Raw genomic sequence first — 15,226 nt, 5'->3', positions numbered from 1 at the left:
GGGGTTTTCTCTTCTAAGCTTCTGGTTGGCACCTGCCACCCCCCTTCCGTTCCAGGAGTACACCATGTCGCTGCGATCTATCGCCTTGTTGTTTGTGTGCGTCGTATTGACTGCATGCAGCAAGGTCAACCAGGAAAACTACTCGAAGCTGTCGGCTGGCATGCCCAAGTCCGAAGTCGAAACGTTACTGGGGAAACCGACCGATTGCTCGGGCGCGCTCGGCATGTCCAGTTGCACCTGGGGCGACCAGAAAAGCTTTATCAGCGTGCAGTACGCCGGTGACAAAGTGTTGATGTTTTCCGGCCAAGGCCTGAAGTAAACCGGGGATGGTGGCCAGTATGGTTAGTTCTGTCAGTCAACTTCGGCGCCAGAAGGCCCTAGCCTGCGTTGCTGCTCCTCGCCATAGCGGGCTATGACTCGTCGCAGTGCCTTGGCTAGAGGCTTCTGGCATCCGAATTTGAACTGACGAACTAACCATGCTGGCCACAGTGCCCGCGGGAGAAAAATAATGATGCGGTTAGTTTTTGTGCTTTTGGCTGGCCTGATTTTGGCTGGCTGTGCCACTTCTGGCGAAGATCCGCTGGCACCCAAGACGGTCAACAGCGTCAATCTCAAGCGCTACCAAGGCACCTGGTATGAGTTGGCCCGCCTGCCCATGTATTTCCAGCGCAATTGCGCGCAATCGGAAGCTCACTACACCCTCAAGCCAGACGGCAACGTGGGCGTGCTCAATCGCTGCCTGACCTCGGACTGGCAGTGGGAAGAAGCCAGGGGCACCGCCACGCCGCAGGTGCCGGGCAAGACCGACAAGCTCTGGGTCGAGTTCGACAACTGGTTTTCGCGAATCGTGCCGGGCGTGGCGAAAGGGCAATACTGGGTGTTGTACGTCAGCGATGACTACAAGACCGCCATCGTCGGCGACCCAAGCCGCCGCTACATGTGGCTGCTGTCCCGTACACCGACCGTCAATAGCGTCGTGCGCGAGGAGCTGCTGAGCAAGGCCCGCCAGCAGGGCTATGACACGACCCGACTGATCTGGCGCGCGTCGGATCGGCAGATGGCCAAGACTTCGGATTAACTGCCAGCCGAAAGCCAATGTGGGAGCGAGCGTGCTCGCGATGACGGACTTTCAGCCAACCTCAGGGTTGAATGTGAAGGCCTCATCGCGAGCAAGCTCGCTCCCACATTTTTTATCCGCGTCAGCCTAAAAGTTCGCGCAATACCTGGGTAAACGCCCGGGCGCTTTGCTCTTCGCCGGCATGCCGCCCATCGCGCACCACCCACCGGCCGCCGACCATCACATCGCGTACCTGGCGATCGCCACCGGCAAACAGCCAGCGATTGAGGATTGCGTCGCCCTGGGCCGTGGCCAAATACGGGTCGCTGCCATCGAGCACCAGCCAGTCGGCGCGCTTGCCGATGTCTAGGGCACCGACCGGTTGCCCCAGGGCCTGGGCGCCGCCTTCCAGCGCCGCATCGAACAAGGTGCGACCGACCATCGGCTGATCCGCCCGATACAAGCGGTTGCGCCGCTGATCCCGCAGGCGCTGGCCATATTCCAGCCAGCGCAATTCTTCGACCACGCTCAGCGATACATGACTGTCAGAGCCGATTCCCAGGCGCCCGCCCTGGGCGAGGAAATCCACGGCGGGGAAAATCCCGTCCCCCAGGTTGGCTTCGGTGGTCAGGCACAGGCCGGCAATCGCCCGGCTCCTGGCCATGAGGCTGACTTCCTGGGCGTTGGCGTGGGTAGCGTGGACCAGGCACCAGCGCTGGTCGACTTCGGTGTTTTCGTACAGCCATTGCAGCGGACGGGCGCCGCTCCAGTTCAGACAGTCGTCGACTTCCTTCTGCTGCTCGGCAATATGAATGTGCACCGGGCACTCGCGGTCACTGGCGGCCAGCACATCCTGGATCTGCCCGGGCGTCACGGCACGCAGCGAGTGGAAGCACAGACCCAGCGCCTGGGACGGCTGCCCGGTCAGGATCGGCTGCAAGCGCGACTGAAGCTTCAAGTAGTTTTCGGTGCTGTTGATGAACCGGCGCTGCCCGTCATTGGGCGCCTGGCCACCAAACCCCGAGTGGCTGTAAAGCACCGGCAGCAGCGTCAGGCCGATGCCAGCAGCGCTGGCGGCGTGGCTGATGCGCAGGGCCAGCTCCGCCGGGTCGGCGTAGGGCGCGCCATCGGTGTCGTGGTGCACATAGTGGAATTCGGCGACTGAGGTGTAGCCGGCCTTGAGCATTTCGATGTACAGCTGGCGGGCAATGATGCCGAGTTGGTCGGGACTGATTTTTCCGACGAGGCGGTACATCAAGTCGCGCCATGTCCAGAAACTGTCGTTGGGATTGCCCGCCACTTCCGCCAGCCCGGCCATGGCCCGTTGGAAGGCATGGGAGTGCAGGTTCGGCATACCCGGCAACAGCGGGCCGCCCAGCCGTTCGGCGCCGTCTGCGTGGGAACCGGCCTGGATATGGGTCAGGACGCCTTCGGCATCGACCTCAAGACGTACATCATGGGCCCATCCACTAGGCAGCAGCGCGCGTTCGGCAAAGAAGGCGGACATGGTTCAACCTCATCGTGCGTAATTTGTATATACATATACAGACGTTTGCCTGGCCGGTAAACTCCGGCAAGCTAGCATTCTTATCCGCAGAACAAGGAACCGCCGTGTCGACTCCGCCTGCCAAACCGCCGCTGGCCGCAAACATGGGTGACAGTCCGGCACCCCTGTACGCCCGCGTCAAACAGATGATCACCCAGCAGATCGACAGTGGAAACTGGCCGCCGCATTACCGCGTGCCGTCGGAAAGCGAACTGGTCAGCCAACTGGGCTTCAGTCGCATGACCATCAACCGTGCGCTGCGGGAAATGACCGCCGACGGCCTGTTGGTGCGCATGCAGGGCGTCGGCACCTTCGTGGCCGAGCCCAAGAGCCAGTCCGCGTTGTTCGAAGTGCATAACATCGCCGACGAAATCGCCTCCCGCGGTCATCGCCACACCTGCAAGGTCATCACCCTGGAAGAGGAGGCGGCCGGTTCCGAGCGGGCACTGGCCCTGGATATGCGCGAAGGCCAGAAAGTGTTCCATTCGCTGATCGTGCATTTCGAGAACGACATCCCCGTGCAAATCGAGGACCGTTTCGTCAATGCGTTGGTGGCGCCGGACTACCTCAAGCAGGACTTCACCGTGCAAACGCCCTACGCCTATCTGAACCAGGTCGCGCCGCTGACCGAGGGCGAGCATGTGGTCGAGGCGATCCTGGCCGAGCCGAGTGAATGCAAGCTGTTGCAGATCGAAAGGGGCGAGCCGTGTCTATTGATCCGCCGCCGTACCTGGTCCGGGCGCCAGCCGGTGACCGCTGCGCGCCTGATCCATCCGGGTTCCCGTCACAGTCTGGAAGGGCGCTTTCATAAATGAGCCATTTGAAGGTTTTACGCGCGACAGACTACCCACGCATGCCGTGGAAAAACGGTGGCGGCAGCACCGAAGAAATCACTCGCGATGCCGGCACCGGCCTGGAAGGTTTCGGCTGGCGGCTGTCGATTGCCGACATCGGTGAGTCGGGCGGTTTCTCCACCTTCGCCGGTTACGAGCGGGTCATCAGTGTCTTGCAGGGGAGCGGCATGACGCTGAACGTCGATGGCCAGGCCACGCGACCTCTGCATCCGCTGGACCCTTTTGCATTCAGCGGCGAGAGCCATGTGTTTTGTACGCTGCTGGGCGGACCGATTCGTGACTTCAACCTGATCTACGCGCCGCAACGTTACCGGGCGCGGTTGCAGTGGTTGGGCGGCCAGCAGCGGTTTTTCAGTGACGCGGAAACGCTGCTGGTGTTCAGTGCCGCCCCGGGACTGGCTATCAAGATTGGTGAGTCCGCTGTGGACTTGGGCCTCTACGACTGTTTGCAACTGAGCGGTAACACCGGGTTGGTGGATGTCTCCACTCGCGGTCAATGCTGCGTGATTGAGCTGACGCCCCACTGAAATCGGCTTCACTCACTGTGTGGCGAGGGGATTTATCCCCGCTGGGTCGCGGAGCGACCCCTTGCGTTTTTTCCTGATGTGCCGAGTTGTCTGGGTATAGGGCTGCTGCGCAGCCCAGCGGGGATAAATCCCCTCGCCACAAAAGCTCTTACGCATTGTTTCTTCTTTGCGCACCAATTTGTTACCGAATGCCCCAGCGTGGCGCAACACCATGCTTCTGTGAACCTCCGATTTTCCCCTCGAAAACCCTCTTAAAAATTTCATGCCGCTCAGCAGCCCTGAAATCACAAGGCTTTCAGCCAATTCCCAAGCGTTTCTGAACACCACCTCCAACAAGTTGGCCGCTTGATTGCATATGCTTGTACATACAAGTAAAGACGTATGCGTATGAGTCACTGATATTCAACGCAACGTTCGCTAAATCGCTGCCCACTGCCCGGGCTGGTCTGGATTGATCGCTGAGGAGTTTTTGCTGTGACCGACGCTACCCGCAAACCTGAAAAATACCGTGACGTTGAAATCCGTGCCCCTCGCGGTAACACGCTGACCGCCAAGAGCTGGCTGACTGAAGCGCCGCTGCGCATGCTGATGAACAACCTCGACCCGGAGGTGGCCGAGAACCCCAAGGAACTGGTGGTCTACGGTGGCATCGGCCGTGCGGCGCGTAACTGGGAGTGTTACGACAAGATCGTCGAAAGCCTGACCCACCTGAACGACGACGAAACCCTGCTGGTGCAATCCGGCAAGCCGGTGGGCGTGTTCAAGACCCATAGCAACGCCCCCCGCGTATTGATCGCCAACTCCAACCTGGTGCCGCATTGGGCCAGTTGGGAGCACTTCAACGAACTCGACGCCAAGGGCCTGGCCATGTACGGCCAGATGACCGCCGGCAGCTGGATCTACATCGGCAGCCAGGGCATCGTGCAGGGTACCTACGAAACTTTCGTCGAGGCTGGTCGCCAGCACTACGACTCCAACCTCAAGGGTCGCTGGGTCCTGACCGCCGGCCTGGGCGGCATGGGCGGTGCGCAACCCTTGGCCGCGACCCTGGCCGGTGCGTGCTCGCTGAACATCGAGTGCCAGCAGGTGAGCATCGATTTCCGCCTGAAAACCCGCTATGTCGACGAGCAAGCCACCGACCTCGACGACGCCCTGGCGCGCATCGAGAAATACACCGCCGAAGGCAAGGCGATTTCCATCGCCCTGTGCGGGAACGCTGCCGAGATCCTGCCGGAAATGGTCCGTCGTGGTGTGCGTCCGGACATGGTCACCGACCAGACCAGCGCCCACGACCCGCTCAACGGCTACCTGCCGGCCGGCTGGACCTGGGACGAGTACCGTGCCCGCGCCAAGACCGAGCCCGCCGCCGTGGTGAAGGCCGCCAAGCAATCGATGGCCGTCCACGTCAAAGCCATGCTGGCCTTTCAGAAAATGGGCGTGCCGACCTTCGACTACGGCAACAACATCCGCCAGATGGCCCAGGAAGAGGGCGTCGAAAATGCCTTCGACTTCCCTGGTTTCGTACCGGCCTATATCCGTCCGCTGTTCTGCCGCGGTATCGGTCCGTTCCGCTGGGCTGCGCTGTCGGGTGATCCGCAGGACATCTACAAGACCGACGCCAAGGTCAAGGAACTGATCCCCGACGACGCCCACCTGCACAACTGGCTGGACATGGCCCGCGAGCGCATCAGCTTCCAGGGTTTGCCGGCGCGGATCTGCTGGGTCGGCCTGGGCCAGCGCGCCAAGCTGGGCCTGGCGTTCAACGAGATGGTGCGCAGCGGCGAATTGTCGGCACCGATTGTCATCGGTCGCGACCATCTGGACTCCGGTTCCGTGGCCAGCCCCAACCGTGAAACCGAATCCATGCAGGACGGCTCCGACGCCGTTTCCGACTGGCCACTGCTCAACGCCTTGCTCAACACCGCCAGCGGCGCGACCTGGGTGTCGCTGCATCACGGTGGCGGCGTCGGCATGGGCTTCTCCCAGCACTCGGGCATGGTGATTGTCTGTGACGGTACCGACGAAGCGGCCGAGCGCATTGCCCGCGTGCTGCACAACGACCCGGCTACGGGTGTGATGCGTCATGCCGATGCCGGTTACCAGATCGCGATCGATTGCGCGAAAGAGCAGGGGCTGAACTTGCCGATGATCACTGGCAAGTAACCCCCGGCCCCTGTTGGAGCGAGCAAGCTCGCTCCAACAGGGAAGCAGCGGCGCAAATGAATTCCAGAACAATCCACAGAGGTTGAACCATGGCTGTCAGTAGCACACGCGCAAGCCGCAAGCCGTTGATCGAAAAACGTTCGATCGACTACATCCCGGAAACGGAGCGACACGGCCGATTGTTGAGCCAGTTCACCCTCTGGATGGGGGCCAACCTGCAAATCACTGCCATTGTCACCGGTGCCTTGGCGGTGGTGCTTGGCGGTGATGTGTTCTGGTCGTTGATCGGTTTGCTGATCGGCCAAGTGCTCGGCGGTGGCGTCATGGCCTTGCATGCCGCGCAAGGGCCCAAGCTTGGCCTGCCGCAGATGATCTCCAGCCGTGTGCAGTTCGGTGTGTATGGCGCGGCCATCCCGATCGTGCTGGTGTGCCTGATGTACCTGGGTTTCACCGCAACGGGAACCGTGCTTTCCGGCCAGGCGCTGGGGCAGTTGTTCAGCGTCAGCGACAGTGCCGGTATCCTCATTTTTGCCAGCGTCATCGTGCTGGTCACGGTGCTCGGTTATCGGGTGATTCACTTCATTGGCCGGGTCGCCAGCGTCATTGGTGTGATTGCCTTTGTCTACCTGTTCGCTCGTCTGATCAGCCAGACGGACGTTGGCGCGCTGCTGCAAATCCGCCATTTCAGCTGGAGCAGCTTCCTGCTGGCGGTGTCGCTCGCGGCCTCCTGGCAGATCGCTTTCGGCCCCTATGTGGCGGACTACTCGCGTTACCTGCCGAGCCAAACTTCCTCGGTGAAAACCTTTTTTGCCGCAGGCGCAGGTTCAGTCATCGGCGCGCAGGTGGCGATGATCCTCGGCGTGTTTGCCGCGGCCTCGGCCAATGGGCAGTTCGCCGGTCACGAAGTGGCCTACATCGTGGGCCTCGGGGGGACCGGCGCCACGGCTGCGCTGCTGTACTTCAGCATCGCGTTCGGCAAGGTCACCATTTCCACGCTGAACTCCTACGGCAGCTTCATGTGCATCGCGACCATCATCAGCGGTTTTCGTGGTCACCTGAACGTCACGCGCCTGCAGCGTCTGGTCTTCGTGCTGGTCATCGTCGGCGCTGCGACGCTGATCGCGCTACTGGGCCAGCACTCGTTCCTCGGTGCGTTCAAGTCTTTCATCCTGTTCCTGCTGGCGTTCTTCACGCCCTGGAGCGCGATCAACCTGGTGGACTACTACTGCATCACTCGCGAGCGCTATGACGTGCCGGCACTGGCCGATCCGAATGGCCGCTACGGTCGTTGGAACGCCTTGGGCATCAGCGTCTATGTCTTCGGCGTACTGGTTCAACTGCCGTTTATCGCCACCAAGTTCTATACCGGTCCGCTGGTGGAAGCCATGGGCGGTGTGGATATTTCCTGGATCATCGGTCTGGTGGTTCCGGCGGCGCAGTATTACGTCGCCGCCAAGAAGTGGCACAGCGCAGTACCCGATCAATTGATCCTGCCGCTCGAGCAGGACGCGGTTGACGCACAACCGAGCAGGGCGGGCCGCATCCAAGCGGTCTGATGGGACGTTGACAGGGCTGGATGCCTCTTGACTGCCGTAAGCCAAACCAACTGATTAGGAGCGTCACACAATGAAATCGAACAAGACCCTGCTGACCACACTGCTTTCCATGGGCCTGCTGGCCAGCGCCGGCGCCACACAAGCGGCGAGTTGGTGCGAGTCGGGCAAACCGGTGAAGTTCGCCGGCCTGAACTGGGAAAGCGCCATGCTGCTGACCGACGTCCTGCAAGTGGTGCTGGAAAAAGGCTACGACTGCAAGACCGACAGCCTGCCAGGCAACTCCATCACCATGGAGAACGCCCTGAGCAGCAACGACATCCAGGTATTCGCCGAAGAGTGGGTCGGCCGTAGCGAGGTGTGGAACAAGGCCGAGAAGGCCGGGAAGGTGGTCGGCGTCGGTGCCCCGGTGGTGGGCGCCATCGAAGGCTGGTATGTGCCGCGCTACGTGGTTGAAGGCGACGCCAAGCGCAAGCTCGAAGCCAAGGCCCCTGGCCTGAAGAACATTGCCGACCTGGGCCAGTACGCCGCCGTGTTCAAGGACCCGGAAGAACCGTCCAAAGGCCGTTTCTACAACTGCCCGGCCGGCTGGACCTGCGAGTTGGACAACAGCGAAATGCTGAAAAGCTACGGCTTGGAAAAAACCTACACCAACTTCCGTCCAGGCACCGGCCCGGCCCTGGATGCCGCAGTGTTGTCGAGCTACAAGCGTGGCGAGCCGATCCTGTTCTACTACTGGTCGCCAACGCCACTGATGGGCCAGGTAGACCTGGTGAAACTGGAAGAAAAACCGGGCGTGGATAAAAGCGTGAGCATCAAGGTCGGCCTGTCCAAGACGTTCCACGACGAAGCCCCGGAACTGGTGGCGGTGCTGGAAAAGGTCAACCTGCCGATCGATATCCTGAACCAGAACCTTGGACGCATGGCCAAAGAGCGGATCGAGTCGCCGAAACTGGCGAAGATCTTCCTGAAGGAACATCCTGAAGTCTGGCACGCCTGGGTCAGTGCAGACGCGGCCAAGAAAATCGACGCGGCTCTGTAGGTCGAATACCCCCGGCCAACCTTAGGGCTGGCCGGGACGTTCACTGCATCCACCTGATCGAGAGTCTCTTATGTTTCCCGAAAGCTTTACCTTCTCCATCGCCGACTGGGTCAACGGTTGGGTCGACGCCCTGGTGACCAATTACGGCGATGTGTTCCGGCACATCTCCGACACCTTGCTGTGGGCCATCGTCAACCTCGAAGGCCTGCTGCGCATGGCGCCCTGGTGGCTGATGCTGGCCATCGTCGGTGGCATCGCCTGGCACGCCACCCGCAAGGTCGTCGCCACGGCGGTGATCGTCGGCCTGCTGTTCCTGGTGGGTGCGGTGGGCCTGTGGGACAAACTGATGCAGACCCTCGCCCTGATGCTGGTGGCGACGCTGATCTCGGTGTTGATCGGCATTCCACTGGGCATTCTCTCGGCGCGCAGCAATCGCCTGCGTTCGGTGCTGATGCCGCTGCTGGACATCATGCAGACCATGCCGAGCTTCGTGTACCTGATTCCGGTGTTGATGCTGTTCGGCCTGGGCAAGGTCCCGGCGATTTTCGCCACGGTGATCTACGCCGCGCCGCCATTGATCCGCCTGACCGACCTGGGCATCCGCCAGGTGGACGGCGAAGTGATGGAAGCCATCAACGCCTTCGGCGCCAACCGCTGGCAGCAGCTGTTCGGCGTGCAATTGCCCCTGGCCCTGCCGAGCATCATGGCCGGGATCAACCAGACCACCATGATGGCCCTGTCGATGGTGGTCATCGCCTCGATGATCGGCGCCCGTGGCCTGGGCGAAGACGTGCTGGTGGGCATCCAGACCCTCAACGTCGGGCGCGGCCTGGAAGCGGGGCTGGCCATCGTGATTCTCGCCGTGGTCATCGACCGCATTACCCAGGCCTATGGTCGCCCTCGGCATGAGGTGAGCAAATGAGCAACGCAGCCGTCAGCAAGATCGAAGTCAAGAACGTCTTCAAGATTTTCGGCAATCGCTCCAAGGAAGCCCTGGAGCTGATCCGCCAGAACAAGACCAAGGACCAGGTGCTGGCCGAAACCGGCTGCGTGGTCGGCGTCAACGACCTGTCGCTGAGCATCGGCACTGGTGAGATCTTCGTGATCATGGGCCTGTCCGGCTCCGGCAAGTCCACCCTGGTGCGCCACTTCAACCGGCTGATCGATCCTACGAGTGGCGCGATCCTGGTGGACGGCGAAGACATCCTGCAACTGGACATGGACGCCCTGCGCGAATTTCGTCGGCACAAGATCAGCATGGTGTTCCAGAGCTTCGGCCTGCTGCCCCACAAGAGCGTGCTGGACAACGTCGCCTATGGCTTGAAAGTGCGCGGCGAGAGCAAGCAGGTGTGCGCCGAACGGGCGCTGCACTGGATCAACACCGTGGGGCTGAAGGGCTACGAGAACAAATACCCGCACCAGCTCTCCGGTGGCATGCGCCAGCGCGTGGGCCTGGCCCGGGCCTTGGCGGCGGACACCGACATTATCCTGATGGACGAAGCCTTCAGCGCCCTCGACCCACTGATCCGCGCGGAAATGCAGGACCAGTTGCTGGAGCTGCAAAAGACCCTGCACAAGACCATCGTGTTCATCACCCACGACCTCGACGAAGCCGTGCGCATCGGCAACCGCATCGCGATTCTCAAGGACGGCAAGCTGATCCAGGTCGGCACGCCCCGGGAGATCCTGCATTCGCCGGCGGATGAGTATGTCGATCGGTTCGTGCAGCGCAGGGCTGCGGTGGTGTAACGCCGGACTCAGTTGTGTAAGGCCGGACGCGGTTGTGGCGAGGGGATTTATCCCCGTTGGGCTGCGAAGCAGCCCCATTACTTTCCATCTAGGTGTGTCAGGTTGATTCCATTGTCTGGTTTGGGGCCGCTTCGCGACCCAACGGGGATAAATCCCCTCGCCACAAATGTTATTGGCAACTTATGTGTATGAGGCTTTAGATGTCCCAGGCTGAAAAAATCATAATCGCCGACGCCCAGTTGCGTTGGCAGGACGTGGTCGCCGTCGCCCGCTTCGGCGCTGTGCTTGAGCTGTCGGCCCAGGCCTGGGCGCGGATCGACAATGCCCAGGCCATCGTCCAGCGCATCGTCGAAAGCGGCGAGCGCGCCTATGGCGTCAACACCGGCCTGGGGGCCTTGTGCAATGTTTCGCTCAAGGACGAACAGCTCAGCCAACTGTCGCGCAACACCCTGCTCAGCCATGCCTGTGGCGTCGGTGCGCCGCTTTCCGATGAACAGACCCGGGCGATTCTCTGCGCCGCCATCCTCAACTACAGCCAGGGCAAATCCGGCATCCATCGCCGGGTGGTCGAGGCGTTGCTGGCATTGCTCAACCGGGGTATCACACCGCAAGTGCCGTCCCAGGGTTCGGTGGGTTACCTGACCCACATGGCCCACATCAGCATCGCGCTTTTGGGCGTCGGCCAGGTCAGTTATCGCGGGCAAATCGTTTCGGCGCAACAGGCCTTGGCCGCCGAAGGCTTGCAACCGGTGCAGTTGGGCGCCAAGGACGGTCTGTGCCTGGTCAACGGCACCCCGTGCATGACCGGCCTCAGCTGCCTGGCCCTGGCCGATGCGACGCGGTTGGTGCAATGGGCCGACGTGATCGGCGCCATGAGCTTCGAGGCCCAGCGCGGGCAGATTGCCGCGTTCGATGCCGAGATCATCGCCCTCAAGCCGCACCCGGGCATGCAGCAGGTCGGGGTCAACTTGCGGGCCTTGCTCGACGGCAGCGAAGTCATCGCCTCGAGCCTGGGCATTCGTACCCAGGACGCCTTGAGTATCCGCTCGATTCCGCAGGTGCACGGTGCCGCTCGCGATCAGCTGGCGCATGCGCGGCAACAGATCGAAACCGAACTCAACGCCGCCACCGACAACCCGCTGTTGCTCGGCACGCCTGAGCATTTCCGGGTGATGTCCCAGGCCAACCCCCACGGTCAGTCGGTGGCGATGGCGGCGGACCTGCTGGCGATTGCCATGGCTGAGATCGGCTCCATCGCCGAGCGTCGTCTCGACCGCTTGATCAACCCCCACGTCAGCGGCCTGCCGGCCTTCCTGGTAGCCAACCCCGGGGTGAACTCGGGGATGATGATCGTGCAATACGTCGCCGCGTCGCTGTGCGCGGAAAACAAGCAACTGGCGCAACCGGCGGTGCTCGACAACTTCGTCACCTCGGGCCTGCAAGAAGATCATTTGAGCATGGGCACCAACGCGGCCTTGAAGCTGCACAGGGCGCTGGAAAACTGCACGCAGATCCTCGCCATCGAATACCTGCTGGCGGCCCAGGCCTTTGAATTTCTCAAGGCCCAGCGCTTCGGCACCGGCACAGGCATCGCTTGGAGACTGCTGCGCGAGCGCGTGCCGGCCTACGATCAGGATCGCTGGCTGGCGCCGGACATCGCCAGTGCCGCCGGGCTGCTAAAAGACCCGAGCGTGCTGCACAGCGTATTACCGAATTTGAATTGATCAAAAAAGCGCCAGCGTGCCAAGGCACCTATTGCCCATAAAGCATCGCCCAAAAGGCGAAGGTGACGGATAACGGAACATTCCGGAGCGACTGGCGGGTAAAAACAAAACTCTCAAAAGGAGCAATACATGACTGCCTTAAACCTGATTCCCGGCCAATTGACCCTGGCTCAATTGCGCGATATCTACCAGCAACCGGTGACCTTGAGCCTGGACGCCAGCGCCTCGGCGCAGATCGAGGCCAGCGTCGCCTGCGTCGAGCAGATCCTCGCCGAGAACCGCACTGCCTACGGCATCAACACCGGTTTCGGCCTGCTGGCCTCGACCCGCATCGCCAGCGAAGACCTGGAAAACCTGCAGCGTTCCCTGGTGCTGTCCCATGCCGCCGGCGTGGGCGAGCCGATCAGCGATGCGCTGGTGCGGCTGGTCATGGTGCTCAAGGTCAACAGCCTGAGTCGGGGTTTTTCCGGCATCCGTCGGCAGGTGATCGATGCGCTGATTGCGCTGATCAATGCCGAGGTCTACCCGCACATTCCGCTCAAGGGTTCGGTCGGTGCTTCCGGCGACTTGGCCCCGCTGGCCCACATGTCCCTGGTGCTCCTGGGCGAAGGCAAGGCGCGCTATAAAGGCGAATGGTTGCCGGCTGTCGAGGCGCTGAAAGTGGCCGGCCTCGCGCCGCTGACCCTGGCCGCGAAAGAAGGCTTGGCGTTGCTCAATGGCACCCAGGTGTCCACCGCGTTTGCCCTGCGTGGCCTGTTCGAAGGCGAAGACCTGTTTGCTGGTGCCCTGGCCCTGGGTGGCCTGACGGTGGAAGCGGTGCTTGGCTCGCGTTCGCCATTCGATGCACGCATCCATGCCGCCCGTGGCCAGAAAGGCCAGATCGACGCCGCCGCTGCCTACCGCGATCTGCTGGGCGAGCGCAGCGAAGTTTCCGATTCGCACCAGAACTGCGACAAGGTCCAGGACCCGTACTCCCTGCGCTGCCAACCGCAAGTGATGGGCGCCTGCCTGACCCAGTTCCGCCAGGCCGCCGAGGTGTTGGTGATCGAGGCCAACGCGGTGTCGGATAACCCGCTGGTGTTCGCCGCCGAGGGTGACGTGATTTCCGGGGGCAACTTCCATGCCGAACCGGTGGCGATGGCCGCCGACAACATGGCCTTGGCGATTGCCGAAATCGGCTCCCTGAGCGAGCGCCGGATTTCGTTGATGATGGACAAGCACATGTCGCAGTTGCCGCCGTTCCTGGTGGCCAATGGCGGGGTGAACTCCGGCTTCATGATCGCCCAGGTCACCGCGGCGGCCCTGGCCAGCGAAAACAAGGCGTTGTCCCATCCGCATTCGGTGGACAGCCTGCCGACCTCGGCCAACCAGGAAGACCACGTTTCCATGGCCCCGGCTGCCGGCAAGCGTCTGTGGGAAATGGCCGAAAATACCCGTGGGATCCTCGCGGTGGAATGGCTTGCGGCTTGCCAGGGGCTGGACCTGCGTGGCGGCTTGAAGACCTCCACGAAGCTGGAGCGGGCCCGGGGGCTGTTGCGTGCGCAAGTGCCGTTTTACGAGAAGGACCGCTTCTTTGCGCCGGACATCAATGCGGCCAGTGAGTTGCTGGCGAGTCGATGCCTGAACGAGCTGGTCACGGCGCAGTTGTTGCCGAGCCTGTAAGACTGATTCGATCGTTCCCACGCTCTGCGTGGGAACGCCTCATGGGACGCTCTGCGTGCCGATCTACGAAGGACGCGGAGCGTCCCGGACTGCATTCTCACGCGGAGCGTGGGAATGATCCTGACGGAGGACATCAATGAAAACCCTCTGGCAAAACTGCCACGCCGCCACCATGGCCCAGGGCGTCTACTCTATCATCGAAGACGCCGCCATCGTCACCCAGGGCGAGCACATCCAATGGATCGGCCCGCGTGCCGAATTGCCAACGGGTGACTACCCGGCGGTCAACGACCTCAAGGGCGCCTGGGTCACGCCGGGGCTGATCGACTGTCACACCCACACGGTATTTGGCGGCAACCGCAGCGGTGAGTTCGAGCAGCGCCTGCAAGGCGTCAGCTACGCCGAGATTGCCGCAGCCGGCGGCGGCATCGCCAGCACCGTGCGCGCCACCCGCGCCGCCAGTGAAGACGAGTTGTTCGCCAGCGCCGCCAAGCGCCTGGGAAGCCTGATGCGCGACGGCGTGACTACGGTGGAAATCAAATCCGGTTACGGCCTGGACCTGGCCAGCGAGCGCAAGATCCTGCGCGTCATCCGCCGCCTCGGCGCAGAGCTGCCAGTCAGCGTACGCAGCACTTGTCTGGCGGCCCACGCTTTGCCGCCGGAATACAAGGATCGCGCCGACGACTACATCGAACACATCTGCAGCGAGATGCTTCCGGCCCTGGCAGCCGAAGGACTGGTGGACGCGGTGGATGCCTTTTGCGAATACCTGGCGTTTTCCCCGGCGCAGGTCGAGCGGGTGTTTATCACAGCGCAACAACTTGGGCTGCCAGTGAAGCTGCACGCCGAGCAATTGTCGTCGCTGCACGGTTCCAGCCTGGCGGCGCGTTACCAGGCGCTGTCGGCCGATCACCTGGAGTTCATGACCGAGGACGATGCCAAGGCCATGGCCGAATCCGGCACCGTGGCGGTGTTGCTGCCGGGGGCGTTTTATTTCCTGCGCGAAACCCAATTGCCGCCCATGGAAGCCCTGCGCAAGCACGGTGTGAAAATCGCCGTGGCCAGCGACCTCAACCCGGGTACCTCGCCGGCGTTGTCGTTGCGCTTGATGTTGAACATGGCCTGCACCTGTTTTCGCATGACCCCGGAAGAAGCCTTGGCGGGGGCGACGATTCATGCGGCCCAGGCCTTGGGCATGGCTCAAACCCACGGTTCGCTGGAAGTCGGCAAGGTGGCGGATTTTGTTGCCTGGCACATCGACCGCCCGGCCGACCTGGCGTACTGGCTCGGTGGCGATCTGGAAAAACGCGTCGTGCGTCACGGCGTGGAAATCGATTGAGGAGAATGGT

Annotated in this window: 13 protein-coding genes; 12 read left to right on the top strand and 1 reads right to left on the bottom strand. The window is 62.1% G+C overall.

The window, feature by feature from the left end:
* The first annotated feature begins 64 nt into the window (after window positions 1-64).
* Both BT116_RS14900 and BT116_RS14895 read left to right on the top strand, forming a co-directional pair.
* Window positions 65-319 (top strand): hypothetical protein, encoded by a 255-nt coding sequence (locus BT116_RS14900; RefSeq protein ID WP_003196877.1) that lies wholly within the window; start codon window positions 65-67, stop codon window positions 317-319.
* Between the two features lie 189 nt (window positions 320-508).
* Window positions 509-1,078 carry a lipocalin family protein gene (locus BT116_RS14895; RefSeq protein ID WP_072345109.1) on the top strand — a complete coding sequence of 190 codons (570 nt, stop codon included), beginning with the start codon at window positions 509-511 and terminating at the stop codon, window positions 1,076-1,078.
* A gap of 121 nt (window positions 1,079-1,199) precedes the next feature.
* Here the strand turns inward: BT116_RS14895 and BT116_RS14890 are convergent, their stop codons facing one another.
* Window positions 1,200-2,564 (bottom strand): formimidoylglutamate deiminase, encoded by a 1,365-nt coding sequence (locus BT116_RS14890; protein WP_072345107.1) that lies wholly within the window; start codon window positions 2,562-2,564, stop codon window positions 1,200-1,202.
* Window positions 2,565-2,707: 143 nt separating this feature from the next.
* Between BT116_RS14890 and hutC the strand changes: the two genes are divergently transcribed.
* The 10 genes from hutC (at window position 2,708) to hutI (ending at window position 15,216) form a co-directional block, all read left to right on the top strand.
* Entirely contained in the window at window positions 2,708-3,418 is a 711-nt protein-coding gene (gene hutC, locus BT116_RS14885) for a histidine utilization repressor (RefSeq protein ID WP_170845945.1), read from the top strand.
* A complete protein-coding gene (locus tag BT116_RS14880; protein ID WP_072345105.1) occupies window positions 3,415-3,984 on the top strand; it encodes a HutD/Ves family protein in 570 nt (189 codons plus the stop codon). Before hutC ends, BT116_RS14880 begins: the two co-directional genes overlap by 4 nt.
* Before the next feature lie 474 nt (window positions 3,985-4,458).
* Window positions 4,459-6,147 carry a urocanate hydratase gene (gene hutU / locus BT116_RS14875; protein WP_072345103.1) on the top strand — a complete coding sequence of 563 codons (1,689 nt, stop codon included), beginning with the start codon at window positions 4,459-4,461 and terminating at the stop codon, window positions 6,145-6,147.
* Window positions 6,148-6,236: 89 nt separating this feature from the next.
* Window positions 6,237-7,703: a purine-cytosine permease family protein gene (locus BT116_RS14870; RefSeq protein WP_072345101.1), complete on the top strand. Its 1,467-nt coding sequence runs from the start codon at window positions 6,237-6,239 to the stop codon at window positions 7,701-7,703.
* Window positions 7,704-7,773: 70 nt separating this feature from the next.
* Window positions 7,774-8,742 carry an ABC transporter substrate-binding protein gene (locus BT116_RS14865; RefSeq protein ID WP_072345084.1) on the top strand — a complete coding sequence of 323 codons (969 nt, stop codon included), beginning with the start codon at window positions 7,774-7,776 and terminating at the stop codon, window positions 8,740-8,742.
* A 70-nt stretch (window positions 8,743-8,812) separates the two neighbouring features.
* On the top strand, window positions 8,813-9,664 hold the full coding sequence (locus BT116_RS14860; protein ID WP_041024738.1) for an ABC transporter permease: 852 nt from the start codon (window positions 8,813-8,815) through the stop codon (window positions 9,662-9,664).
* Window positions 9,661-10,491 (top strand): quaternary amine ABC transporter ATP-binding protein, encoded by an 831-nt coding sequence (locus tag BT116_RS14855; RefSeq protein WP_072345081.1) that lies wholly within the window; start codon window positions 9,661-9,663, stop codon window positions 10,489-10,491. Before BT116_RS14860 ends, BT116_RS14855 begins: the two co-directional genes overlap by 4 nt.
* A gap of 200 nt (window positions 10,492-10,691) precedes the next feature.
* Window positions 10,692-12,215, top strand: a complete 1,524-nt coding sequence (gene hutH / locus BT116_RS14850; RefSeq protein WP_072345076.1) for a histidine ammonia-lyase — start codon at window positions 10,692-10,694, stop codon at window positions 12,213-12,215.
* Between the two features lie 129 nt (window positions 12,216-12,344).
* Entirely contained in the window at window positions 12,345-13,877 is a 1,533-nt protein-coding gene (hutH, locus tag BT116_RS14845; protein ID WP_072345074.1) for a histidine ammonia-lyase, read from the top strand.
* Between the two features lie 136 nt (window positions 13,878-14,013).
* Window positions 14,014-15,216: an imidazolonepropionase gene (gene hutI, locus BT116_RS14840; RefSeq protein ID WP_072345072.1), complete on the top strand. Its 1,203-nt coding sequence runs from the start codon at window positions 14,014-14,016 to the stop codon at window positions 15,214-15,216.
* Window positions 15,217-15,226 lie beyond the last annotated feature (10 nt).

The sequence above is a fragment of the Pseudomonas sp. NFACC16-2 genome, from assembly GCF_900119205.1.
GTDB classification, from domain to species: Bacteria; Pseudomonadota; Gammaproteobacteria; order Pseudomonadales; family Pseudomonadaceae; genus Aquipseudomonas; species Aquipseudomonas fluorescens_Q.
This window is presented reverse-complemented; position numbering and strand designations above follow the sequence as displayed.

Coding starts and splice junctions, on each gene's coding strand:
- BT116_RS14900 (WP_003196877.1), top strand. CDS start 65: ATGTCGCTGCGATCTATCGCCTTGTTGTTTGTGTGCGTCGTATTGACT.
- BT116_RS14895 (WP_072345109.1), top strand. CDS start 509: ATGATGCGGTTAGTTTTTGTGCTTTTGGCTGGCCTGATTTTGGCTGGC.
- BT116_RS14890 (WP_072345107.1), bottom strand. CDS start 2,564: ATGTCCGCCTTCTTTGCCGAACGCGCGCTGCTGCCTAGTGGATGGGCC.
- hutC (WP_170845945.1), top strand. CDS start 2,708: ATGGGTGACAGTCCGGCACCCCTGTACGCCCGCGTCAAACAGATGATC.
- BT116_RS14880 (WP_072345105.1), top strand. CDS start 3,415: ATGAGCCATTTGAAGGTTTTACGCGCGACAGACTACCCACGCATGCCG.
- BT116_RS14870 (WP_072345101.1), top strand. CDS start 6,237: ATGGCTGTCAGTAGCACACGCGCAAGCCGCAAGCCGTTGATCGAAAAA.
- BT116_RS14865 (WP_072345084.1), top strand. CDS start 7,774: ATGAAATCGAACAAGACCCTGCTGACCACACTGCTTTCCATGGGCCTG.
- BT116_RS14860 (WP_041024738.1), top strand. CDS start 8,813: ATGTTTCCCGAAAGCTTTACCTTCTCCATCGCCGACTGGGTCAACGGT.
- BT116_RS14855 (WP_072345081.1), top strand. CDS start 9,661: ATGAGCAACGCAGCCGTCAGCAAGATCGAAGTCAAGAACGTCTTCAAG.
- hutH (WP_072345076.1), top strand. CDS start 10,692: ATGTCCCAGGCTGAAAAAATCATAATCGCCGACGCCCAGTTGCGTTGG.
- hutH (WP_072345074.1), top strand. CDS start 12,345: ATGACTGCCTTAAACCTGATTCCCGGCCAATTGACCCTGGCTCAATTG.
- hutI (WP_072345072.1), top strand. CDS start 14,014: ATGAAAACCCTCTGGCAAAACTGCCACGCCGCCACCATGGCCCAGGGC.